Genomic DNA, 24312 nt, shown 5'->3' with positions numbered 1-24312 from the left:
CCATCCTTGTCGTAGTACCACTCGGGGGATTTGATCCGCGGCCCACCATCCTGAGCGATCGCCAGGATCATGTCGTCAATCAGGGCCTGGATGTGGGCCTGGGTCCTGGCCCGAAACGCCTGCAACTTGGAGGGGTCACCAGACTCAAAGGCGATCTGATGGCGCAGCAGCAGCTCGGTGCGCTTCAGGCAGCCGCCGAAGTCTAGGCACTCCAGGTCAGTGCGATACTCGCAGCCGTTGCAGTGGGGGTATCCGCCAGGCTTGGCCGGGTAGTAGGTGGCGGTATCGGCCCGCAGACCATGTTTCAGCGCATTGAACTTGCAGCGACGCTTGCCCTCATCCGTGGTCGGGCCGGTCGCGCTTGCATGCGCAAGCATAAGATTCCGCTCCCAGGCGGCCTGGGATGCGGTATCATTGCAGTTTGGGCATTCGGCTGAGTATGAGAATGGGTGGTGCGCCAGTTCAGGAGCCTCACTGACAAACTTCGGCTCAGCGCGGAATTTATGGCCGCACTGGCGACAATGGAAATTCACTTCTGGTAGAGGATCAAGCTTTGAGATGCCCAAGAATCACGCCGTCTTCCTGTGGAACCGATCTGGCAGCCAAACCACCAGAGATTTTGTTCCCAGTAAGGCGCGGTCGCGGAGCCATACAAAACAAGGGCTTAGCGAGAAATTGCTAGGCCCTTTGTTTTTTAGGTCACCTCAAAACCAGCCAACCGCTCAAACATGCCCAATTTCTCATCTATCACCAAAATTATGCCATGATTCGCGGCTTGTTCCTCCCGCATGGGCCGCGCAAAGGTCTTCCATTCAAGTGCATCCCCTTGGCTTTGCCCCAGATAGGCTCGGATAGATCAACAGAGGCCCCAACCTGCGCCAGATCTTTCGCATTTTCGCCATCATCCTGTCAATGTTCCCTTCTTGCTGGCAAAGATAGGGTAGATCGGCATCGTTCACCTCGTTATGGCATTTTACAGCCTTAACTCGGTGCCAGATTTAGTAACCACTTCAAGAAGAAGCGACCTAAAAGTCCTGGGCAGAAAACTGATGTATCATGAAAGAAAAGGAAGATCACCGAGTCAAAACCCCTCGCACACCGCCCATTGGTGGCGCAATTTTTGCCTGCGCACATCAACTGATGCCCCCTCACACCCCAAGATGCGATTGTTCATTCAGCGCCAGACTACACATAATCTGAAAGGCCGCTATCCTTGTGGAAAGGAACCCATTCCAAAAATCTGGGCATGTAGACCAACAATAACGGCGAACCAGTCACAAGAGGGGAGCGCCTTGCATGCCAATGATGTAGAAGGAAGATTCGGATTTAGTTATCCTTCCCGTTTGACACGAAATCACTGAGTATCAACCTGTGGCCCGCATGGTGACATTCATCAAAGCCGACTCTATGAGGCACACTCTACAACGAATCATCTTCGCGGCGGCACTACTGCCAGGAGGCAGCTTCGCTTTGGGGCTAGGTCAGATTGAAACCCACTCATACCTGAACACCCCTCTCGATGCGGAAATTGCTCTTGTCGCTGCAGATGATGTCGACCTTTCGGACTATCGACTGCGACTTATCCGAGACAACGATAAGCGTCAAGCCTACAGCGGGAACCTGTTCGCCCTTGAGTCACTAAGATTCAACTTCCATCAGTCCGAAAAAGATAAGCCGGTCATCCGCGTCACTTCAAAGCGCACAGTACGGGAGCCTTTCGTCACCTTCACCCTAGAACTCACCGGACCAAAAGTCAGGATACAACGGGACTACACGGTTTTACTTGACCCTAAACCCTACATCAGAAAAGCAAGCGCGAAGTCTGCACCTGCGACCCGCCGCCCACGCCCCAAAAGGCCCAAGCCTGTTAAAACCGCGCCCAAGGTGCAACAGGAGAGCTTCAACGCAGATGTATATGGCCCGGTCCGGGGCGGTGAAACCCTGTCGCAGATTGCACAACGCACCCGCCCCAGCAGTGGCGTTTCCACGCATCAGATGACACAGGCCTTGTTTCGCCACAACCCCCAGGCTTTCATCAATGGAAACATCAATCTGCTGCGCAAAGGGGCCAAGCTAGCCATCCCGAGCCGCGAGCAGATCCGGCAAGCCACCCGGGCACCCCAACCAAAGCCGTCCACTCCAGCATCTCAGACAGCCGCGCCCGTGACCGAATCGGTGGCTACCGCTCCGCCAGAGACAAAGAAGCCAGAGCATGCGGAACAATCCGGCATCGCTGAATCCCAACTCGCGACCGCAGAAGAAGAGGCAACATCAACAACGCCTGATGCAGCCAAACCGCAGGTAGAGGAAGAGTCGCTGCTGCGTTTGGTCCCGGTCAGCAACGAGGATCTGAAACTGATTTCGGACGAGAATCAGGAACGTCTGGAAAATGAGTTAAGCGAAGTCTCCAAACAGTTGGACGAAGTACGAGATGAGAATCGACTGCTTCGAGCTCGCCTGGAAGGGATGGAGCAGATCCTCAGTGAGCTCAGGGAAGAAGCCGTGCGTATCGTGGCAGAAGAGCAGAAAATTGCCGCGGCCGAAGAGTCTGCCACATCTGCTATACCTGTCCCCGCAGCGATTGAAAAGCCTCAGCCAGCGCCGTCTCCAATCGAGATCGCCACTGATACACCAGCACCAGTTGAATCGACACCCACTGACGAAAAGGAGGTCTCCGAGTCGTCTCCAGACTGGATACTGTTGATTGGACTGGGTATCGCACTTATCTTCGCTCTGTTTGCGCTGCTTTGGATGCGCATGCGGGAAGAGGAGGAGCACGACCTCAATGAGTCTCTGACACTAAGCGAAGCTGAAGACCTGATTCCCCACCAGCCTCGGCCATCTCCCGCCGAAGCCGCCATGGAAAGAGTGGCCTTGGAGAAAATCGATGACACTGATGAAAGCTTTGCTCAACAGGTGCTTGAGGAACCAAAGCCCGTCAGCAACCTTGAGAAACTACGGACGCAAATCGATACCAATATCGCCTACGGTCGCTATTCTGATGCCCAGAATGCACTCGATGAAGCACTCCATGAGTCACCATCTGACATCGCACTGATCTCCAGGGCACTTGAGCTCGCTCTGCTCAAAAAAGATGAGAAACAGTTTGTCGCATGGATTGAACAGGTCGACGAATTGCTGTCGGAACAAGCACCCGAGGTCTGGGAGCAGATCCGCAAAAAAGGCCAGGAGTGGCTTCCAAACCACCCGGTCTGGCACAAAGACGTGTCCACACCCATCTTGGATATAGACGACTTTCCTCTGGAGCATGATGATGACTCGGTCACTCTCGATCCCTCTGAACTCAACGAATTTCTTCTCAAGTCAGTGGATGTCGAGCAGAGCTATCCTTCCGATGAAGCAGCCGCAGATGAAGAACTCTCTCAGGTTCTGAACGAGCTTGAAGCCCTCGACCTGAGAATCAATGAGGATGATGCTAAAAAGCCCCACGAGACTGAATGATCAGGATCGAAGTCTTACACATCCACACGAGCCTGTCGGTCACATTGAGTTACCATCAGCGACCTTGCGGAGACCAGCAAAAGAGGCTTATCGTGCACCCTTTGCCAACAACACCACCTCAACCGTCTCCAGCAGAATAATCAGGTCCAGGAACAGGCTCGAGTTCTTAACGTAATAGAGGTCATACTCCAGCTTTTTCCTGGTATCCTCCCGGTTCGCTGCATAACTGAACATCAGCTGCGCCCAACCTGTCAGCCCCGGCTTTACCCTGTGCCGCTCTTCATAATAGGGGATCTCTTGAGTCAAGCGCCTGACGAACTCTGGCCTCTCCGGCCTCGGCCCCACCAGACTCATCTCACCCCTCAGCACGTTGTAGAGTTGCGGCAGCTCATCCAGCCGGGTAAATCGCAGAAAAGCGCCAAGCTTGGTGATACGATCATCATTCACACTCGCCCATCGGGCACCTGTCTCAGCCTCAGCATTGACTCGCATACTGCGAAACTTATGGATCTGGAACAATTTCCCGTCCTTCCCTACCCGGGTCTGGTGATAAAGAACGGGATCACGCCAACGAGATTCAATCAGGCTGGCGAACGCGACCAAAACCATCAAGGGTACCACCAAGACCAACAGCACAAGGCTGACAAAAACATCCAGAAGCCGCTTAAGCTGAATCGAAAATCCACCACTGTAGAACCCGCTTGAGAAGAAGATCCAGCTAGGGTGAAGCAGATCGATCTTGATTATCGAGTCTTCTTTTTCGTAAAAGGTGAGCAGATCCAGTATCTCTACCCCCTTCATTTTGCAATCGATCAACTCGTTCACCGGTAGGCCTTTTCGACGATCATCCACCGCCACCACCACCTCATCCACCGCCATCCGGGTGGCGATATCATAGAGTTCCTGATCTTTTGGAATCTGCCGGCACTCTTCAATCAGGCTGATACTGTCGCCCAGATTGATGTAACCCACCACCACATAACCCAAACGGGAATTTGTGCTGAAAAGATCCTCGATCCTGTCGGCATTGATTCCTGTACCCAACACAAGCACCCGGCGCTTGCGTGAGTCGGCGCGAGTCACCCGAACAAACACCGATCGCAGCATCAGCACGCCGGTTATCGAGATCAGCAGACTAAGACCAAATTCTCTCGGGGGAATAGCCACATCGGGAAAGATGTAGAAGATCAGACTCATCAGGACGACGCCAAAGGCAAATACCAGAATCAGGCGAAGAATCAGACCTGAGGCCCGCTCCAGCACTCCACGCTGATAGAGCCCAAGCGCCACCATCGACATCATCATCACCACTGCGTAGATGATTGACGAGGTGAGCATCTCCGTCCGCTCCAGCATCAACTGCTTAGAAAACAGCTGTTGCAGCATCAATGCCGCCCACACGGATCCAGCAAAGACTAGGAATTCAATCTGCCCGAGAATTAGGAATGACTTGGAGATGAAATAACCGAAGAACCTTACCATCTTGAACTTAAAATCACCTGAAAAAAAGATTCATTGCATCTGTCCAGAATCTGAGAATCGTCATCCACGACACCACAATCATCAGATTCCACCGTCAGCTAAGAAAGGGGATTAACAACTAATCGGGTGCACCCGGCACAGGCGTTGACAGACAGAGGTCGGCCTGACTATCCAACAGGAATTTCTCAAACTCAGCCGCAGGAACCGGCCGCTGATAGAGAAAACCCTGTGCCTGTGTACACCCGGCGCTTTGCAAAAACTCAGCCTGAGCCTGATTTTCAATGCCCTCTGCCGTAACCGAAAGTCCAAGGCTTCTGCCCATGCCAATGATCGCCTCAGCAATCGCCCGGCTATCCATATCATCCGGCAGATCCCGCACAAAGGAGTGATCAATCTTCAGCTTGTTCAAAGGCAGCTGTTTCAGCTGACTGAGTGACGAATAACCGGTGCCAAAATCATCAATAGCCACCGTGATGCCATTTTTGCGTAACGCCTCCAGAACACCGATAGCCCGCTCACTGCGTTCCATGATCTGCCCCTCTGTCACCTCAAATTCGATCTGTTCAGAGGGGCAGCCTGTCTCGTCAAGAATCCTGATGATATTTTCGAGCAGGTGCTTGTCGTTAAACTGCTTGGGCGACAGATTGATCGCGATCCTTGGCACCGGGATCCCCCGCTTCAGCCAATCCACTATCTGCTGACAGGTGGTTCGCGTCACCCACTCCCCAATAGGCAGGATCAACCCCGTATCTTCAGCCAGAGGGATAAACTTCGCCGGCGAAACCATTCCCATCTCCGGGAAGTTCCAACGAATCAGCGCCTCGGCCCCCACCACCTCACCTGTATCAAAACTCACCTGGGGCTGGTAGTAGATCTCAAACTGCTGCTCCATTAGCGCATTGCGCAGATTATTTTCCATCAGCACATGCTCAAACGCCTGGACAGTCATCTCATCGCGATAGAACTGAAAACTATTGCGCCCCTCATCTTTCGCCTGAAACAGCGCGGTATTGGCCTCTCTCATCAGGGCCTCGGGGTCCTGTCCATCCTGCGGAAAGATACTCACACCGATACTGGCGGTGACATAAAATTTCTGATCTTTGACGAAGAAGGGCTCATCAAATCCCTGCAACAGCTTCTGCGCCAGTATCCCTGCATGCTCAGGCTGCCCCAGATTACCCGTCACCGCGACAAATTCATCGCCACTGAAGCGCGCCAGAGTATCCCCTTCGCGCAACTGTCCCTGCAGTCGCCGCGCCACATCCTGCAGGATCAGGTCACCAAACTCGTGGCCAAAGCTCTCATTGATCTGTTTGAAGCGATCCAGATCGATATAGAGCACCGCCAGCGACCGATTATCGCGCCGGGAGATACTCAGCCCCTGACGCAAGCGATCCATGAAAAGCAATCGGTTGGGGAGCCCAGTCAACTGATCCAGATAGGTCAGCTGAACCACATGGTCATCCTGCTCCTGCAGCCGCGCCTGCAACCCCAGATGTTCAGTGATATCGCGACTGGTCTCGACCACCCCGTACATGATCTTCTCCTCATTCAGCAGGGGGCTGAAGGAGGACTCATAGGTTCGCTGTTCGCCATCATCCAGAGTAATGAGATGGGTTTCCGTCTGCGGCTGTTTGGTTTTGATAACCCGCTTCAACGGGCAGGCAGGCATACCATCCGGGTACTCATCACAAAGCGGCTTCATGCCCTGGCAGCTCTGATAACAAGTCGCCTTACCTTCACAGTCACCACGCTCCACCGACTGATCGAGCGCAGCGCCGTTCATCAGCATCACCCCCATCTCCTGATCGATCACTCGCAACGGATCGGAAATGCCGTTGATCACGTGCTGCAGGAAGTTGCGCTCCTCAACGAGCGACTGTTCAGCCAGCTTGCGATCGGTGATATCGATCACCACACCCAGCATCTGATCAGGGAAGCCATCCGCATCACGGTCCAGCTCTGCCTCCTGATGAATCCAACGCACCGTGCCATTGCGCCAGACAATCCGGTGATCGACGCTGAACGGCTGATTCTCCTCCAGGTGGGCATTGAACTTCAGTTTGACCAACGCCCGGTCCTCCTCGTGCACGAAGTTTAGAAACGCCTCATAGGTCGAATCAAAGCCACCAGGCACCACGCCGAAGATGCGAAACACCTCCTCAGACCAGAATAGCTTGTTGTGCTTGATGTCCCAGCTCCAGTGGCCCATATGGGCGATCGCCTCGGCAAGCGTCAGACGTGCCTCATTGACCTTGAGATCGCCCATCGCCCGATTCAGCGCGGTGATATCCCGGGCCACAGCGAGCACCCCATAAACCTTGCCGGTGCTGTCCCGTAGCGGTATCTTGTGGGTGTCGAAGATGTGGAACGAGCCATCCTGGTAAGTGGCCGGGTCGTATGGATTGTGGATGCGCTTGCCCCCAAGAACATCAACATCATCCTTGCGAAAGCCCCTGATGCCATTAGCCGCGTCACCCGAGACGATCTCTGGCGGAAACCCCAAATCCTCATCCGTTTTGCCGATCACCGAGTCGGGCTTGTGTCCCACCGCCTCGGCAAAACTACGGTTGGCGAACAGGTATTTGAAGCTGGCATCCTTAATGAAGATCCAGTCGGGGGTGGCGTCGACGATGCTTCGCAGCAGATGCTCTGAACGCTTCAGCTGCGCCTCTTTCTGACGCTGCTCGGTGAGATCGGAGTAGATCACCACCACCTCTCCGGAGCCGAGCCGATAGATAAAGTTCTCCACCCATCTCGCCCGACCGCTCCCATCGCTGTATGTGAGCGAAACAAACTCGGACTCACCCGACTCCCAGACCCGCCTGAGCGCCGCTGACAAGCCGCTTTTGGCCACCCGTGGCAGCGCCTCGCTGATCTGCTGGCCACTAATCTGCTCGCGCTCGACCCCATGAAACTGCTCTGCCGCCTTGTTGACGTCGACAATGAGAAAATTCTCTCCGCCTTCCACGCAATCGTAAACAGCGACACAGTCAGCCATGTTATCGAGCAGATTGCGGTAGCGGGATTCACTGTGCTGATGCTGCTCAAGCAGCGGCTGGGTGACCCGGCGGAAAAATCGTGCACTCACAAAGATCAGCACCAGGGCGAGGATCAGTACCAGCAGCCCAGTCTGCGCAAACGGTTTTGCCATCTCCAACAGATCGACTCGGCCTATCAGGGCGGCCCCCGCAGTCCCCAGCGGTGCATAGGCGACAAGCACCCACTGATCTCGGAAATCCCGTGCCACCAGGCTGCCGGACTCGCCCTTGACCCCACGCCGCAATGCCTCACCATAAGCATCCGTCTCCCCGCTCAGGGCAACCATCTTGGCCAACCCGGCCAACTCCTCTTCCGCATGCAGCGGTATCACCAGCTGCGCCCCCTGCTTCACACCCAGAGCATAGGCATTGGCAAGCCCTTGATGCTCCAGCAGCAACAGCATCGCCTTGATATTGTCAAACAGAGGGGTAGCCAGATCGAGCTGCAGCGACTCATGTTCTGGCAGCATCGAGCCAATGAAGGCCGCCTGACGCTCAACGCTGAGGATCAGCTGGTCACGCTGAAACTGATACGAGGAGTGGAAAAGCAAGGCGAATGATGTGAAGGCAACAATACCGGTAACCAGTATCAGAACCCTGAGCAGAAGTGGTGTTGAACGGTGCTTTACCATCGGTTTATCCAAACGGAAACAGAGAAGCGTGCAGACCTCAAACCTTCGGGATCACGGCTTGCTCCTCCGCCAACAACCGCTCAAAACGGCGCTCCGTCAACGACAGATCGACCAAAACCGCCTACCCCGGCCTTGGATGTATCATCGTATTGTTGCTGTCGGGGATTCCAGTCGATCCAGAGAATCTGGCGTTTTTCTTGTCTCTGCCGGATCCTTGCCCCAAGGTTACTATAGGTTCAGTTTTCTGCAAGCAGTGCCGGCAGATCGGCTGCTCGATAGGGAGGGTGGGTTCGCAGTTTATCGATCCAGGGTAGAATCGGCTTGACAACATACTTGAGCCGCCAGAAGTCTGGCAGCAACATAACGATCAGATCTAATCTGAAGCTTCACTGCTGTGAATGCACAGCAAAGGCATAAGCGCCATAGCCCACCACCCGATCCTTGAGGCCGGCGGTATCCCCCGAGTTACGCAGGTCTACCAGCTCACCATCTAATCCCTTGCGCTGCGCGACCTCCAGCAACCCCTGCAGCGGAATCCGGCCGCAGGCATCCTCATAGTGGAGTCGCTCCGGCTGCAGGGCGAGGATCGCATCCGAGGTGGTGCGGTCCATCTGCTGAGCAGTGAGATAGTCGTGATAGTGGCTCAGATCGGAGCTAATCACGATCAGCGTCTCCTCTCCGTCCCAGACCTGCTCCAGCACCTCGGCCACCTCAGCGCCGCTGGCATCCCCCACCACGATCGGCAGCAGCCGGAACTCACCCAGAACCCGTTGCAGGAACGGCAGCTGCACCTCCAGGGAGTGCTCCTGAGCATGCGCCATGTCATTCACACTCAACTGCGGTAGACGTAATAGCTCATCGCTCACCTGTTCCAGCGGAATCTCCCCCAGTGGAGTCTGAAAGCTTTGCGCCGAACTCAGCGCCAGGCCACGGAACGCCACCCGGTGGGAAGGCCCCAGCAACACCACCCGACTGATCCGATCGGCCACTGGCGTCAAACGATGATAGACACTCGCGGCCACCGGCCCTGAGTAGACAAACCCCGCATGGGGAGCGACGATCGCCTTCGGTGGCCTCCCCTCGCCCGCCTGCCCCAGATAGTCATCGACCATCGCTCTCAACTCTGCCGGGGCATCCGGATAAAAAAGCCCCGCTACTGCTGCTGTGCGTACCCCGCCCATCGCTCCTCCCCCGGAATGCACTCAGGCACCCTGACTCGACAGTCTGACCGGCTGCTGCCGGGCACCCCAGTCACCCGGCTGCGCCTCAAATACACCGGCACAGGGCGTACCACAGAATCGGCAGGCCCCCTCGGCGTTGAGATTCCAGTTACTCAGTTGATACCAGTCCCGACCGATCAGCAGCTCGCCGCAATTGGAGCACCAGGTGCTATCGGCAGCCGGATCGTGCACATTCCCCACATAGGCGTAGCGAACCCCGGCCTGCAGCGCGATCTGCCGCGCCCGCGTCAGGGTCGCCGCCGGTGTCGCTGGATGGTCCATCATCTTCCAGCTCGGGTGGAAGGCGCTGAAGTGCATCGGCACCTCCCGCCCCAACTGCTCCACCACCCACTGGCACATCGCCTCAATCTCCGCCTCGGAATCGTTTTCACCGGGGATCAGCAGGGTCGTCAGCTCGAACCAGACATCGGTCTCATGTTTCAGATACTGCAGCGTCTCCAGCACCGGCTGCAGATGGGCGCCGGTCAGTTTATGGTAGAACCCCTCATCGAACGACTTCAGATCCACATTCGCCGCGTCCATGTAACGATAGAACTCCGCGCGCGGCTCAGGGCAGACATAGCCGGCAGTCACCGCCACCGACTTGATATCCAGCTCGCGGCAGGCCTGGGCCACGTCGATAGCATATTCATGGAAGATCACCGGATCGTTGTAAGTGTAGGCGACGCTACGGCAGCCCAACTGGCTGGCAGTACGGGCGATGGTCTCCGGCGAAGCGCTATCGGCCAGGGTATCCATCTCGCGGGACTTGCTGATATCCCAGTTCTGGCAGAACTTGCAGGCAAGATTGCAACCGGCGGTGCCAAACGAGAAGATCGGCGTGCCGGGCAGGAAGTGGTTGAGCGGCTTTTTCTCAATCGGATCGACACAGAAGCCGCTGGAGCGCCCGTAGGTGGTCAACACCAGCTCGCCCTGACGGTTCTCCCGCACAAAGCAGAAGCCCTGCCGACCCTCCTTGATCTTGCAGAAGCGGGGACAAAGATCGCACTGCACCCGACCATCTTCCAGGCGGTGCCAATACTTGGTAGGAAAGGCGCTGCTCGCCATCATCACACACCCTCTTTCGAGCTTCTAATCTAAATCTAGCAGACCGGCTCGACTATTTAATCTGCCGGGCAGCGGCAATCACCGCCTGCCCCAGCGCCAACCCACCATCGTTGCTGGGCACGGCTTCATGGCTCAGCAGCCGCAGACCCTGTTTTCGCAACGACTCGGCAATCGCTTCAAACAAGCTACGGTTCTGAAACACCCCGCCCGAGAGCGCCACCGTCTGAATCCCGTGCACTTCCGCCAGCTGCCGGACCGCCCTCACCAGTGCGCTAGCCAGCCCCAGATGAAAGGCGTAGGCAATCTGCTCACTACAGACCCCATCGGCCAGATCCTGCATCAGGGCCCGCCACATGGGAGTGGGGTCGAGCACCAGACCGCTCTCCTCTCGGTTGAATCCAAACGGGTAGGGCTCCGGCAGCCGTTCAACAGCCGCCATCGCTGCCGTTTCCAACTCGACCGCCGCCTGCCCCTCATAGTCGATACCATCCGCACAGATGCCAAGCAGTGCCGCCACCGCATCGAACAGACGGCCGCAGGAGCTGCTCAACGGGGAGTTGAGGCCCTGCTCAACCATCGCCAGCAGGACCGCCACCGGCCTCTGCTGCAGGGCGCAGATCGCCTCCAGCCCGCCCCACTGCCGCTCCACTTGGGACCAGCCGAAGCAACGCTGGAGCTGGGCGAAGGCGTTGCGCCAGGGCTCTTGAATCGCCTTGCTACCACCGGGCAAGGCCGTCGTCTGTAGATGCCCAAGACGCTGGCAGCTACGGTAGTCGACAAGCAGCAGCTCACCGCCCCAGATGGTGCCATCCTCGCCGTAGCCCGAGCCATCCAGGCAGATCCCCAGCACCCGACCGCCATCCAGCGGCCAGCCCCGCTCTGCCATTACACTAGCGATATGGGCATGGTGGTGCTGCACCCGCTCCAGCGGCAGCCCCTGCTGCTGCGCCAGCTCCCGGCCAAAGCGGTGAGAGCGATAGCCGGGGTGGCTATCCACCACCAACCGCGTGGGATGATGCTGGTAGAGCTGCCGATAGAGCGCCAGGGTCTGCTGGTAGGCCTGAAAGGTCGGGTAGTTCTCCAGATCCCCCAGGTGCTGAGTGAGGATCGCTTGGCCATCCTTGAGCAGACAGAGAGTCGACTTTAGCTCACCCCCCAGCGCCAGCAGATCGGGAGCCTGCTCAAACCCTGGCGGCAGCGCCAGATGCCCCGGCGCATAACCCCTTGCGCGTCGCAGCAGCCGCGGCCGCCCAGCCACCAGCCGCGCCACCGAGTCATCGACCCGGTTGACGATGGGCCGATCGTGCAGCAGATAGGCATCGGCGATCTCACCCAGGCGCCGGCGTGTCTCATGGTTGCCGACGCACTGAGGCTCTTCGCTGAGGTTGCCGCTGGTCATCACCAACGGGTGTTCCCAATCGGCCAACAGCAACTGATGCAACGGCGTGTAGGGGAGCATGAAGCCAAGGCTGGCCTGCCCCGGCGCCAGCGCCTCGGGCAGCGTCTCCCCCTGCTGATCCAACAGCAGGATCGGCGCTGCCGGGCTCTGCAGTAAATCAAGTTCCTCCCGACTCAGCCGGCAGTAGCGACGAATCACCGCCGCATCCCGTGCCATCAGGGCGAAGGGTTTGGCCGGCCGCCGTTTGCGCTGACGCAAACGCGCCACCGCCGCCGGGTTGGCGGCATCGCAGGCCAGATGCACCCCACCGATCCCCTTGATCGCGAGGATCTGCCCCTGCCGCAGTAGACGACTGGCGCTGTCGATAGAATCCCGCTCCTCAGCTGTCAGCTCGATCTGTTCTCCCGCCCGATCCTCCAGCCAGAGCTGCGGACCACAGACCGGGCAGGCGTTGGGTTGGGCGTGGAAGCGGCGATCCGCCGGATCCAGATATTCCGCCTCACAGACCGGACACATGGGGAACAGGCGCATACTGGTGTTGGCCCGGTCGTAAGGAATGCGCTCGATGATGCTCAGGCGCGGGCCACAGTGGGTACAGTTGGTAAAAGGGTAGCGATAGCGGCGGTTGGCCGGGTCGAAAATCTCCTCGCGGCAGGCATGGCAGGTCGCTGCGTCCGGCACTATGCCGGTATGCACCCCACCGCTCTGGCTAGCGATGATCTGAAATCCCGGCTGAGCGGGCGCGGCATCTACAAACGGCTGGCGTTGGATGAAATCGATACGCGCCAGCGGTGGACACTCTGCCTGCAACTGCTCGCAGAATCGCCCGATGGCATGGCGATCGGCCCAGAGCCGCACCAGCACCCCCTCGCCATCGTTGCTCACATCGCCCTGCAGCCCCAGCTGGCTGGCGATGCGCCAGACAGTGGGACGAAACCCCACCCCTTGCACCAGTCCCCGCACCCGGATCTGCTCAGCGGGCATGCTCAATTGGCTGGACTGGGCGATGGTGAAACAGCGGCCCGTAGAGACGTTCTGAACAGCATGAAATGGCCTGTTGAGCGGCGGGAGTTAAGGTTCCTCATACTACTGCGAAACCCCATCCGAATGCATATTCCTGATCAAACCCGGCCGAGGCGCTATCATCCCGCCCATGAAACTCCCCATCGAACAGATTAGGGTACTGCTGGCCGAGGCCCGCAGCGGTAATCGGCGGCGGCTGGTGGTGGTCTCAGGGACAGAGCCGTGGTGCCATGAACTTACCACAGAGATCATCCACCAGGCCCCGCTGCCGGAGTGTCGCTGGATCGGCGGGCAGGCCCCGGAAGGGCTGCAGGCATCCCCCCCGGGGCGTCCGGTCGGCTGGCTCGGTGGGGAGAGCTCACACCTGGTCTACGACGCCTTCAGCGGCTTCGACCCTAACCTGTTTGGCGCCGCATCGGGCACCCTGCGTGGCGGTGGTCTGTTGCTGCTGCTGGCCCCGCCGCTGGACGAGTGGCGCAACTACCCCGATCCACAGCAGGCGCGTATCCGAGTGGCCGGTTTTGAGGATCAGCCACTCGCCGGACGCTTTCTGCAGCGCCTAGCGGAGATCATCCGGGAGGATTCGGCAAGCCTGATCCTGCAACAGGATCACCCCATGCCACCCCTGCCCGTTCCTCTGCCAGCTTCTCCATCTGCAGCGCCGAATGACCCGGAGTGCCGCACCCAGGACCAAGCCGAGGCGGTGGGGGCGATCCAGCACTGCATGACCGGTCACCGCCGCCGGCCAGTGGTACTGATCTCCGACCGCGGCCGTGGCAAAAGCGCGGCTCTGGGGATCGCCGCAGCACGGCTGCTGCTAGGGGACAGCTGCAGCGAGATCAGCGTCACCGCCCCTCGTCTGGGGGCCTGCGACGCCCTGTTCCAACAGGCGGCTCGGCTACTGCCAGACGCAGAAGTCGGGCGTGGCACGATCCACGATCAACAGGGCCGCATCCAGTTTGCCGCGCCGGATGAACTGATCCACTCACCCNGCAAGACCAGTCTGCTGCTGGTGGACGAAGCGGCGGCCATCCCCACTCCCCTGCTCGAACAGCTGCTGGAGCGCTATCCGCGCATCGCCTTCGCCACCACCATCCACGGCTACGAGGGGAACGGTCGAGGTTTTGCAGTGCGTTTCCGCCAGCATCTGAGTGAACGCTGCCCCCAGTGGCGGGAGATCCACCTCGAACAGCCAATCCGCTGGTCCCCGGATGACCCGCTGGAACGCTTCCTGTTCCGCGCCCTGGCGCTGGACGCCACGCCGGCAAAGATTGCAGTACCGCCGCAGGGCCGAGAGCAGGCGCTGCAATTTGAGTGGCTCGAGCGGGACCAGCTCATCGCAGATAGACAATCTCTCACCGATCTGTTCGGTCTACTGGTCCTGGCCCACTACCGCACCTCGCCCCTCGACCTCTATCAGCTGCTGGATGGCCCCAATCTGCAGATCGCGGTCGCACGCCAGCAGGGGCGCATCATCGCTACCGCGCTGGTGGCTCTCGAGGGCGGTTTTTCCGCTGAGATGGCGGAGGCAATCCGCCTCGGTGAGCGCCGCCCACGAGGCCACCTACTAGCCCAGTCCCTCAGCGCTCACCTGGGCATGCAACAAGGCGCTTGCTTGCGCGGCGCACGCATCATGCGCATCGCCGTCCACCCCAAGCTACAGCGCCGCGGCATCGGCTCCCGCCTGCTCGGGCTGGCCGGTGAGATGGCCAACGAACAGCGCCTCGACTACCTGGGGGCCAGCTTTGGCGCGACCCCGGAGCTACTGCAATTCTGGCAACAGCGCAGCTTTTCACCACTGCGAATCGGCCTGAGACGCGGCGCCAGCAGCGGCAGCCATTCACTGCTGGTAGTGCAGCCGATCTCCAGCGAGGGGCGGCAGATCTTGCAGCTGGCACACCGACGCTTTCACCAGCAGTTGCCTCAGATGCTGGGCGATCCACTGCGCGAACTCGATCCGACCCTGGCGCTGCAGCTGCTGAGCTGCCCCCCTGCCCGGCCAGCCATCGCGCTCGATCCACAGGACTGGCTCGACCTGCAGGCATTCGCCTTCGCCAGACGGGGGTTCGAGATCACCCTGCCGCCAATCCACCGCCTGACCCTGCAGGGGCTGCGGGATGGAGCGCCACTGGCAGTTGAGATGGAGAGACTGCTGCTAGTGAAGGCGGTACAGCACCACAGCTGGGCAGAGACAGCGAGCCGCTGCGGGTTTTCTGGCCGCCGTCAGACCGAAGCTGCGTTGCGCGAGGCGGTACGAGCGCTGATGCACCACTACAGCGATGTCAGGCCCGCCAGTACAGGGGAATAGACTCCCCACCGACAAAACTCCGGCTGCCAAGCACTGCCCTGAAAAAGCATCCAAAAGGGGGGTATTAGGGCGTTCCACGCAGACCTGTCAGCTGCTCAATTAGCAAGCACCTTCAGAGCCTGTCGATCAAGTTTGCCCATGCAGTTGCAGGGTAAAGATTCGAGCTGGACAAAGCGTCTGGGACGCAGTGCAGAAGGGAGTTGCTCCCTCGCCCACTGCTCAAGAGCATCGCAGGAGATATCCCCCACATAGAAGGCCACCAGCCGCTCACCCCAGACTAGATCATGGCTCGATGTCACGGCGGCAGCCGTCAGCCCAGGGCAGGCCTGCAGGCATCGCTCCACCTCCTGCGGGTGGATATTGCGGCCGCCGCTGATCAGCATATCATCGGCCCGCCCCAGCAGGCGCAGCTGCCCCTGTTCGCTCAGTTGCCCCAGGTCGCCGCTCTCGAACCAGCCATTTTCCAGCCCAGCGCCCGGCTGCAGCTGGGGATTGGCGTAGCCGACCATCAGTGCCGGGCCTCGCAGGCGTATCCGCCCCACCCCGTTCAGCTGCAGCTCGAAACCGGCCAGCGGCGCACCCACCACACCGGCCTCTAATCCCGCCTGCTGGCTGTCATCCATCAGGCACATGGAGCCGGTCTCGCTCATGCCGTAGCTGATCACCAGTGGCCAGCCCAGCTGCCGGGCGCGCTGCGCCAGTCGGGGTGAAAGCGGGCCACCGCCGATCAACGCCACTCTCAGGCTGTCGGGGGGCGAACAGGTTTCGGCATGATCGAGCAGCCGTGACAGCATCGCTGGCACCAGCGAGATATGGGTTGCCCGATAGCGATGCAGCGCATCCCACACCCGCACCACATCAAATCCCTGCTGCAACACCACCCCCGCCCCTGCGCGCAAACAACGATAGAGGATCGCCAGCCCGGCGATGTGGTAGAACGGTAGGCAATTGAGCCAACGGTCGGCGCTGCCCAGCCCCAGCGCGGCGTTGACCGCAGCGGTGCTGGCAGCCAGGCTGGATGCCGAGAGCATCACCCCTTTGGGGTCGCCTGTGCTGCCACTGGTGGCGATAATCAGCAGGACTCGGTCGGGGGAGTCACTCGGCACCACTTTGCAGATTGGAACTGGCCCTGCCCCACTATCGCCCAACAGGTAGGCTGCAGGAATCAGCCTGACTCCCGCAGGGTGATCGGCAGAGGGCTGATCGGTAATCAGCAGACGACAGCCGCTCTGCTGCAACAGGCGCTGACGCCGCTCTGGCGCCAGTTGCGGATCGAGCGGCAGCAGCGCGACCCCCAGTCGCGCGCCGGCATACAAAAGCAATAGGAGCAACTGGGGGTCGGCACTAAGCAGACCGACCACCCGATCGGCCGGCTCCAGCGGCAGGCGGCGGCTGAAGCGCGCCACTTGCTGTTCAAGTTCCGCATAGCTGACCTGTCGATCCGCCAGCCAGATGGCTGGTCGTGAGGGATAGCGACCTGCGGCGTGGAGCAACCAGTCGCCGGGCCATTGAGAAAGTTCAGCTGCCACCTAACTCTGTCTCATCATTCTGTGTTCGACTGAAGTCAAACCTACCGACCATCCTAAGGGAGCGCTGATAAATTAATCGATCCCAGCCGCCCCCAGCATCGGGCGATTTTTTCGCCGGAATAGCGGCATATCGTACATCGCATCCTCCACCGCTTCGTCCGGGAGCGAGAACCAATGCTGGAGGAAATAGAGCCGCAGCATCCGAGCCAGCCCCACCGATGGGCGGCCTCGCTTGCCCTTGGGGTAATGCGGTTCGATGAGCGACGCCAGCTCTGGCCAGGATACCAGGGCCTCCGTTCACTTCAGAAATGCCGCCTTACGCGTGATGCATTGCTGTCGCTCTTGGCCCAGTGAGGCTGGGCCAGGTTGCTACATGTCAGAGTCCTCTGTCTCGATATCGCCGCTCGGATTATCCCATCTTCATGGCCGGAGTAACCGATTAAATCAGTGGTTCCATAGCCGTGTTGCACGTCAGAGAGGTGCAGAGAAAAACCAATGATCTCAAGCGGCTCCACAATGCGCTGAACGAGATGTCTATTAAATGCACTGGAGATAACTATTCGGTCGTTAACTGCCCGATTATCGACGCGCTGTTCCCAAGCGGCCAGTGAAGGACAATGCTCGATACCTGCCGGAACCTTCCCGTTTCCAGGTTGACTAACTGAGTCGTGCACTCTAGATTGGCCGCTTCAGTTAACTCCGAAATCATTACCAATGCTTCGTCGTCTGTTAATCACATGGCTGGTCGTCTCTATCCTCGGTTATGGGATGGCGTTGGCCGCTGATGTGCATAATGAACTGTTGACGGACCAGACTCACGCGATTGGCGATCACGCAACAAACCCGGCCGATATGGACGATGCGAGCGACAGCGACCACTGCTGTCACGGAATCATCCATCTCCTCGGCCTGAACAGGGCTGAAGCGATTAAACTGTCAGCCGATCGTGGCATTTTGCGGACTACCTATCCTGTTTCGATAGTCTCCTCCCCCCCTGCGTTCCTTTTCCGCCCTCCAATCTCTGCCTGATTTTCGTCTCACCCGCGCCTGCTATAAACCCACCTGCTGCTTGCCAGGTTAGCGTTTGTAACGGGTTCTCGTTGTTTACGAACTTACGGAATTCAGGTTATGTCGTTCTCCATCTGCACGCCTGCAGGCCTGTTCGCCTGCCTATTAACCCTTACTGCCTGGACACCAGCGGCGCTTTCCAAGGGGCAATCACCCCATGACATGGAAGTTCAGCAACTGGCTGCCATCATCAACCGCGCACTGGAATCAAACCCTGAGATAGAGGCGGCTCAAGCTGCCGTGGACGCTGCTCAGGCACGGCTTGTCGGCGCCGGTCTGCCGCTGAACAATCCGGAGCTGGAGCTGGAGGCCGAGCGCACCGACATCAGCACCTACACCCTCGGCATCAGCCAGACCATTGACTGGTACGATAAACAGGACGCCCTGAAACAGGCGATGCAGGCGGAACTGAATGCCGCCCGAGCACGCGTTGCCGCCCTGCGGTTGACGAAGTCGGCCGAGCTGCTCAATGCGCTAGGCAGGATCTCCACCCACCACGAAATCACCACTCTCTCCAAGCGCCGAACCGGGATACTGGAGCGCTTCGCCCGGCTCGCGGAGCAGCGTCATGCCTCCGGGGACATTCCACAGGCGGAGATGGAACTGGCCCGTCTGTCGCTGGCAGAAGCGGTCATGCAGCACGCCGGCAATGGCGCTGAACTCATCCAGGCCAGAAGTGACTTTTTCAGTCTCAGCGGCCAGATACCAGGCAGCGGCGTCAAGTTTCCCGACCGGCTACCCGCTGCGCTGCCCCACACCTCGGATGATGAGGCCCTCGCCCGGAATCATCCACAGGTGCAAGCCGCCCAACAGATGGCTGGTGCAGCCCGGCAGCAGATTCATGCCGCGGATCAGGCGCGCAAGGCCGATCCCACCTTCGGTCTGAGAGCAGGACGCGAAGCCAGCGAAAACCTGGTTGCGCTCACTTTCTCCATCCCGCTTCAGATCAGAAACGATTTTCGCAGCACTGTAGATGCCGCACAGGCAGAGGCGCTGCAGGCGGAGCAGGAGGCGCATCAAGCCTACCGGAATCTACTGGCCCGACTCATGAGTGCGCGTAAGCGTTACAAACTGGTGGCCGATGCCTGGTCCCTGTGGGTCTCTCTGGGACAGACCAGTCTGCAACAACGTATCGATCTGCTGGAGACCCAGTGGCAAGCCGGTGAGATGAGCACCACCGACTACCTTCTGCAGGTGCAACAGACCCTGGATACACAAATCGCGGGGGTCAGACTTCACGGCGATCTGTGGGACGCCTGGGTCGAGTGGCTAAACGCCTCCGGCACCCTGAGCCCGTGGCTGAACAAAACATCGAAGGAGCAGTAACCAATGCATATTAACAAATGGAGCCTCTACCTCCTGACCCTCATCTTCCTTTACGCCAATCCGCTTTCCGCTGCGGATGAACATGATCACGACCATGCTGAGGAATCATCAGAGGCTAACCACGGCGATGAACATGGCCATGAAAATGAGCATCAGGATGAACACGGTCATGAAGAGGAAAACCGTGTTCATCTGAATGACGAACAGCGCCACAGTGCCGGGATCCGGGTGGAGAGATTGACCCTTCACCCCATTCCCACAGAGATCGAAGCCCCGGGGGAGATCCGGCTCAATGCTTACGCCTCCAGCCAGGTCACACCACGCATCGAGGCCCAGGTTATAAAGCGCCATGTCCGCCTTGGCAGTCATGTCTCCACAGGCCAGCCCCTGGTGACTCTCTCCAGCGTTACCATGGCCGAGGCCCAGGGCGACCTGTTGGTAGCCACCCAAGAGTGGCAACGGGTGAAAAAGCTGGGGAAGAAGGTAGTGTCGGAACGGCGCTATCTGGAAGCCCGAATCGCCTATCAGCAGGCTCGTGCCAAGCTGCTGGCCTATGGCATGACCGCCAGCCAGGCCGACCGGCTGGTCAAAGGGAACACGATCAGTCAGGCAGACGGACGCTTTACCCTGCTCTCACTCCAACAAGGCACGGTGATTCGGGATGACTTCATCCTCGGTCAAATGGTGGAGCCAGGCCAGCTACTGTTCGATATCACCGATGAATCCCGGCTCTGGGTTGAGGCCCGGATCAATCCAGAATCACTATCCCACCTCAAGATCGGTGCGCCTGCACGAGTACAGGCAGGCGGGAAGTGGATAGAGGGTAAGGTCATCCAGATCCACCACGCGCTGGACGAGACTACCCGCACCCTGGCAGTTCGCCTGGAGATTGCCAATCCGGCAGACCGGCTGCACCCCGGTCAGTTCGTAACCGCGAGGATCCAGACCGGCGAGTCAGGACAGACCGCCCTCACCCTGCCACTGGATGCCGTACTACGCAGCCCCGACGGTGATTGGCAGGTCTTCGTGGAAGAGGAGCCAGGGGAGTTCGAGCCTAAGGAGGTGGAACTGGTCCGGCAACTGCCCGGACTGGCCGTGATCGAAGGGCTGGAACCGGGAACCCGGGTGGTCACCCAGGGAGCCTTCTTTGTGCAGTCGGAACTGGCCAAGTCCGGTTTCGCGGTCCACAACCACTGAGGGCGACACCATGTTAAACAAGCTGATCGACTGGTCGGTAGCCAATCGCCTGCTGGTGGTGCTCGGCCTGCTGGCCGCACTGGGCGCGGCGGTTACCCTGATACCCCGCCTCAATCTCGACGCCTTTCCCGACGTCACCAATGTTCAGGTGCAGATCAATACCGAGGCCCAGGGACTGGCCGCCGAGGAGGTGGAGCAGCTCATTACCTATCCCATCGAGGCAGTAATGTATGCCCTGCCTGATGTCGAAGAGGTCCGCTCCATCTCCAAAACCGGGCTCTCCGTGATCACCGTGGTCTTCAAAGAGGGGACCGATATCTACTTCGCCCGTCAGCTGGTCTTCGAGCGGCTGCAGGATGCCAGGGAGCAGATCCCCGAGGGCGTGGGTACACCGGAGATGGGCCCCAACACCTCCGGCCTGGGACAGATCTATCAATATATCCTGCGCTCCGACGATCCAGAAAAGCACGATGCCATCGCCCTGCGCAGCCTCAACGACTGGGTAGTGAAGCTGCTGCTCCTGCCGGTGGACGGCATCACCGACGTGCTCTCCTACGGTGGCGAGGTGCGGCAATACCAGGTGCAGGTCGACCCCCGCAAGCAGCTCGCCTACGGCATCAGCATTGATGAGATCGCCGAAGCCATCGAGGCCAATAACCGCAACGCCGGCGGCTGGTATCTCGACCGTGGCGCGGAGCAGCTGGTGATCCGGGGCGTGGGTTGGCTGCGCGCGGGCGAAGATGGGCTGCGTGACATCCGCAACATCCCGTTAAAAATCGAAGACGGCGTGGTGGTGCGCGTGCATGACATCGCTCAGGTCGCCTTCGGTGGCGAGATCCGCCAGGGTGCCGTGACCATGACACGTCGCAGCGCCGCAGGAGAGTCGGAACCTTTGGGTGAGGTGGTGGCCGGTATCGTGCTTAAACGTTTGGGGGCGAATACCAAGGCGACCATCGATGCAGTCAAGGCACGCCTGCCCGCCATCCAGCAGGCGCTACCCGATGGCGTCACCATCGAGCCCTTCTATGATCAGGCCGATCTGGTGGAACAGGCGGTGGAGACCGTCAGCCGGGCGCTCACCGAGGCCTTCATGCTCATCGTGGTGGTGCTGGTGCTATTTCTTCTGAATATCCGCGCCACCCTGCTGGTGCTGATCTCGGTGCCACTATCGGTCGGGCTGGCCCTGACCGCCATGAGCTACTGGGGTCTCTCGGCCAACCTGATGTCCTTGGGCGGCCTGGCCATCGCCATCGGCATGATGGTGGACGGCTCGGTGGTGATGATGGAGAACATCTTCAAGCACCTCACTCACCCGGACCAGGAGCACCTGGAAAAGATCGAGAAAGAGGTAGCACCGGGTGATCTTGATCCCTACGACGCTGCCCAGGACCACCACGGCATCCCCCTGCGCATCCAGCAGGCAGCTCGTGAGGTGGGCAGGCCAGTCTTCTATGCCGTGATCATTATCATCGTGGTTTTTGCCCCCCTGTTCACGCTGGAAGGTGTCGAGGGCAAGCTGTTTCAGCCGATGGCCATCTCCATCGTGCTGGCCATGCTAACCTCCCTCGCGGTAGCGCTGGTGGTGATGCCCGCACTCGCCACCTATGCCTTCCGCCGGGCCGTCAAACATCGCAACAGCCCGGTCTTCCTGCCACTGGAGTGGTTCTACCGGCACTCTCTTCGCTTCGCCCTTAAGGTGAAATGGCTGGTGGTGCTGATGGCCTTGGGGATGTTCGCGGGGGCCATGATGCTGGTGCCAAAGCTGGGCACCGAGTTCGTACCGGAACTGGAAGAGGGCACCATCAACATCCGGGTGACCCTGGCCCCTTCCGCCAGCCTGGAAACCGCGTTGGAGGTGGCCAACCGACTCGAAAAACGCCTCATGAACTTCCCGGAGGTGACCTACGCCTCCAGCCGGGTGGGCCGTCCCGAACTGGGCGGCGACCCGGAACCGGTCTCCAATGTGGAGATCTACGTAGGCTTGAAGCCGGTCGAGGAGTGGACCAGCGCCAGGGACCGTTTCGGCCTGCAGAAGCTGTTCGAGGCAGCCCTCTCGGTGCATCCGGGACTGCTCTTCAGCTTCTCCCAGCCCATCGCCACCCGCGTGGACGAACTGCTCTCGGGCGTCAAGGCGCAGCTGGCGATCAAACTGTTCGGTCCGGACCTCAACGTACTCGCTGAAAAAGGCAAGGCCATCGAGGCGCTAGCCCGTGGGGTCGATGGTACCCGCGGCGTAGAGATGGAACAGATCGCCGGCGAGGCCCAGCTGACCATTCGTCCCCGGCGGGATCTGTTGGCCCGCTACGGTATCCCGGTTTCACAGGTCATGGACCTGGTCGCCGACGGCATTGGCGGCACCAAGGCCGGCCAGGTGATCCAGGGTAATGAACGCTACGACATCACCGTGCGTCTGGCGAAGGCCTGGCGCAAGGATACGGAGACACTGAAACAGCTGGTATTGCAGGCCCCCGGTGGCGCCTGGGTGCGCCTGGGCGAAGTGGCCGATGTGGTGATCGAGTCCGGCCCACCGCAGATCCGCCGCGATGATGTGCAGCGCCGGGTGGTGATCCAAGCCAATGTGGAGGGCCGTGACATGGGGGGGCTGGTGGCGGAGCTACGCCAACGCATCGCTGAGGAGATCGACCTGCCGGCCGGTTACTCGGTGGTCTTTGGCGGGCAGTTCGAGAACCAGCAGCGGGCACAACAGCGGCTGATGATCGTGGTGCCGCTCTCTCTCGGCCTGATCTTCCTGCTGCTCTACTTCGCCTTTCATTCCGTGGGCCAGGCGTTGCTGATCATGCTCAACGTGCCGTTGGCGTTGATCGGCGGTATCGCCGCTCTCTACTGGACCGGCCAGTATCTCTCGGTACCCGGCTCTATTGGTTTCATCGCCCTGTTTGGTGTGGCGGTGCTCAATGGCGTGGTGATGGTCAACGCCATCAACCAGAACGTCGAAGCCGGGGTGCCGGCCGCCGATGCGGTCTTCCGTGGCGCCCTCTCCCGTCTACGCCCAGTACTGATGACCGCCGCCATTGCGGCACTGGGGCTGATCCCGATGCTGATCTCCACCGGCGTCGGTTCCGAGGTGCAGCGCCCGCTGGCGACCGTAGTGGTCGGAGGGCTGGCATCGAGCACCCTGTTGACCCTGTTCGTCCTGCCCACCCTCTACCGGGTGTTTTCAAAGGGGATTCAGTCCAATGCTTCTCAGTAATTATTCAGCCCATTCAGCCAGGGGAGGAACATGGTGAGTCGCTCAGTCGAGCCCGAGTGCGCCGGCTGATGAAGCAACAGGCCCTGGAGGCCTGGAGCCAGCGAAAATTCAAGGCAACCACCCACTCGAATCACGGTCTTCCTGTGGCGCCGCGCCATTTGAACCTAGAGTTCCAGGTAGAGGCACCAGATGGAGTATGCGCCGGTGACATCACATACATCCGCACCAAGGAACCTCTAATTAAGTCTGGACGAAGCCGATTGTGATTCAGAATATCCAGATTCAAGGCGAAAATCGCACGTAAAGCTACCGCTTCCTGCTCATGCTCCTCCCCTACAGGGATGTA

Annotated in this window: 12 protein-coding genes and 2 pseudogenes; 5 read left to right on the top strand and 9 right to left on the bottom strand. The window is 59.4% G+C overall.

Annotated elements, in window-relative coordinates:
• Positions 1 to 377, bottom strand: a pseudogene (locus tag RIFP1SYM_RS09720) (hypothetical protein); the annotation flags it as partial.
• Between the two features lie 1003 nt (positions 378 to 1380).
• On the opposite strand from RIFP1SYM_RS09720, the gene RIFP1SYM_RS09715 reads away from it, so the two are divergent.
• Positions 1381 to 3462 (top strand): type IV pilus assembly protein FimV, encoded by a 2082-nt coding sequence (locus RIFP1SYM_RS09715; protein ID WP_240991598.1) that lies wholly within the window; start codon positions 1381 to 1383, stop codon positions 3460 to 3462.
• A gap of 87 nt (positions 3463 to 3549) precedes the next feature.
• Here the strand turns inward: RIFP1SYM_RS09715 and RIFP1SYM_RS09710 are convergent, their stop codons facing one another.
• The 5 genes from RIFP1SYM_RS09710 to hypF form a co-directional block, all read right to left on the bottom strand.
• Positions 3550 to 4944, bottom strand: a complete 1395-nt coding sequence (locus tag RIFP1SYM_RS09710) for a TIGR03013 family XrtA/PEP-CTERM system glycosyltransferase (protein ID WP_005963175.1) — start codon at positions 4942 to 4944, stop codon at positions 3550 to 3552.
• Between the two features lie 118 nt (positions 4945 to 5062).
• The gene (locus RIFP1SYM_RS09705; protein ID WP_240992077.1) at positions 5063 to 8617 is read right to left on the bottom strand and encodes an EAL domain-containing protein; all 3555 of its coding nucleotides are present in this window, start codon (positions 8615 to 8617) and stop codon (positions 5063 to 5065) included.
• A gap of 386 nt (positions 8618 to 9003) precedes the next feature.
• Positions 9004 to 9798 (bottom strand): AmmeMemoRadiSam system protein B, encoded by a 795-nt coding sequence (gene amrB, locus RIFP1SYM_RS09700; protein ID WP_039960214.1) that lies wholly within the window; start codon positions 9796 to 9798, stop codon positions 9004 to 9006.
• A gap of 21 nt (positions 9799 to 9819) precedes the next feature.
• Complete coding sequence (gene amrS, locus RIFP1SYM_RS09695) at positions 9820 to 10908, bottom strand: AmmeMemoRadiSam system radical SAM enzyme (protein ID WP_006474163.1); 1089 nt, start codon at positions 10906 to 10908, stop codon at positions 9820 to 9822.
• A 49-nt stretch (positions 10909 to 10957) separates the two neighbouring features.
• Positions 10958 to 13288, bottom strand: a complete 2331-nt coding sequence (hypF, locus tag RIFP1SYM_RS09690; protein WP_039960213.1) for a carbamoyltransferase HypF — start codon at positions 13286 to 13288, stop codon at positions 10958 to 10960.
• A 169-nt stretch (positions 13289 to 13457) separates the two neighbouring features.
• Between hypF and RIFP1SYM_RS09685 the strand changes: the two genes are divergently transcribed.
• Positions 13458 to 15635: a tRNA(Met) cytidine acetyltransferase TmcA gene (locus RIFP1SYM_RS09685; protein ID WP_005963162.1), complete on the top strand. Its 2178-nt coding sequence runs from the start codon at positions 13458 to 13460 to the stop codon at positions 15633 to 15635.
• 95 nt (positions 15636 to 15730) lie between these two features.
• Here the strand turns inward: RIFP1SYM_RS09685 and RIFP1SYM_RS09680 are convergent, their stop codons facing one another.
• Together RIFP1SYM_RS09680 and RIFP1SYM_RS18085 are read right to left on the bottom strand one after the other, a co-directional pair.
• Complete coding sequence (locus RIFP1SYM_RS09680) at positions 15731 to 17164, bottom strand: class I adenylate-forming enzyme family protein (protein WP_005963160.1); 1434 nt, start codon at positions 17162 to 17164, stop codon at positions 15731 to 15733.
• 72 nt (positions 17165 to 17236) lie between these two features.
• Positions 17237 to 17458, bottom strand: a pseudogene (locus tag RIFP1SYM_RS18085) (transposase); the annotation flags it as partial.
• Positions 17459 to 18292: 834 nt separating this feature from the next.
• Between RIFP1SYM_RS18085 and RIFP1SYM_RS09670 the strand changes: the two are divergent.
• Genes RIFP1SYM_RS09670 through RIFP1SYM_RS09660 form a run of 3 tightly spaced genes read left to right on the top strand, consistent with a single transcriptional unit; the run spans position 18293 to position 23966 of the window.
• Positions 18293 to 19558, top strand: a complete 1266-nt coding sequence (locus RIFP1SYM_RS09670) for a TolC family protein (protein ID WP_005963154.1) — start codon at positions 18293 to 18295, stop codon at positions 19556 to 19558.
• Positions 19559 to 19561: 3 nt separating this feature from the next.
• Positions 19562 to 20755, top strand: a complete 1194-nt coding sequence (locus RIFP1SYM_RS09665; RefSeq protein WP_005963152.1) for an efflux RND transporter periplasmic adaptor subunit — start codon at positions 19562 to 19564, stop codon at positions 20753 to 20755.
• Positions 20756 to 20765: 10 nt separating this feature from the next.
• Positions 20766 to 23966: an efflux RND transporter permease subunit gene (locus RIFP1SYM_RS09660; protein WP_039960211.1), complete on the top strand. Its 3201-nt coding sequence runs from the start codon at positions 20766 to 20768 to the stop codon at positions 23964 to 23966.
• Between the two features lie 130 nt (positions 23967 to 24096).
• Here the strand turns inward: RIFP1SYM_RS09660 and RIFP1SYM_RS18080 are convergent.
• Positions 24097 to 24312, bottom strand: a 216-nt coding sequence (locus RIFP1SYM_RS18080) for a hypothetical protein (protein ID WP_240992076.1), incomplete at its 5' end; no start/stop codon positions are given.

Origin of the sequence: endosymbiont of Riftia pachyptila (vent Ph05), assembly GCF_000224455.1 — a bacterium.
GTDB lineage: Bacteria > Pseudomonadota > Gammaproteobacteria > Chromatiales > Chromatiaceae > Endoriftia > Endoriftia persephonae.
Note: the sequence above shows the minus strand (reverse complement) of the source record. Positions and strands in the feature narration are given on the sequence as shown.

Bases quoted from the DNA above. Each gene is read 5' to 3' on its own strand.
- RIFP1SYM_RS09715 (WP_240991598.1), top strand. From the start codon at position 1,381: ATGGTGACATTCATCAAAGCCGACTCTATGAGGCACACTCTACAACGA.
- RIFP1SYM_RS09710 (WP_005963175.1), bottom strand. From the start codon at position 4,944: ATGGTAAGGTTCTTCGGTTATTTCATCTCCAAGTCATTCCTAATTCTC.
- RIFP1SYM_RS09705 (WP_240992077.1), bottom strand. From the start codon at position 8,617: ATGGTAAAGCACCGTTCAACACCACTTCTGCTCAGGGTTCTGATACTG.
- amrB (WP_039960214.1), bottom strand. From the start codon at position 9,798: ATGGGCGGGGTACGCACAGCAGCAGTAGCGGGGCTTTTTTATCCGGAT.
- amrS (WP_006474163.1), bottom strand. From the start codon at position 10,908: ATGATGGCGAGCAGCGCCTTTCCTACCAAGTATTGGCACCGCCTGGAA.
- hypF (WP_039960213.1), bottom strand. From the start codon at position 13,288: ATGCCCGCTGAGCAGATCCGGGTGCGGGGACTGGTGCAAGGGGTGGGG.
- RIFP1SYM_RS09670 (WP_005963154.1), top strand. From the start codon at position 18,293: ATGTCGTTCTCCATCTGCACGCCTGCAGGCCTGTTCGCCTGCCTATTA.
- RIFP1SYM_RS09665 (WP_005963152.1), top strand. From the start codon at position 19,562: ATGCATATTAACAAATGGAGCCTCTACCTCCTGACCCTCATCTTCCTT.
- RIFP1SYM_RS09660 (WP_039960211.1), top strand. From the start codon at position 20,766: ATGTTAAACAAGCTGATCGACTGGTCGGTAGCCAATCGCCTGCTGGTG.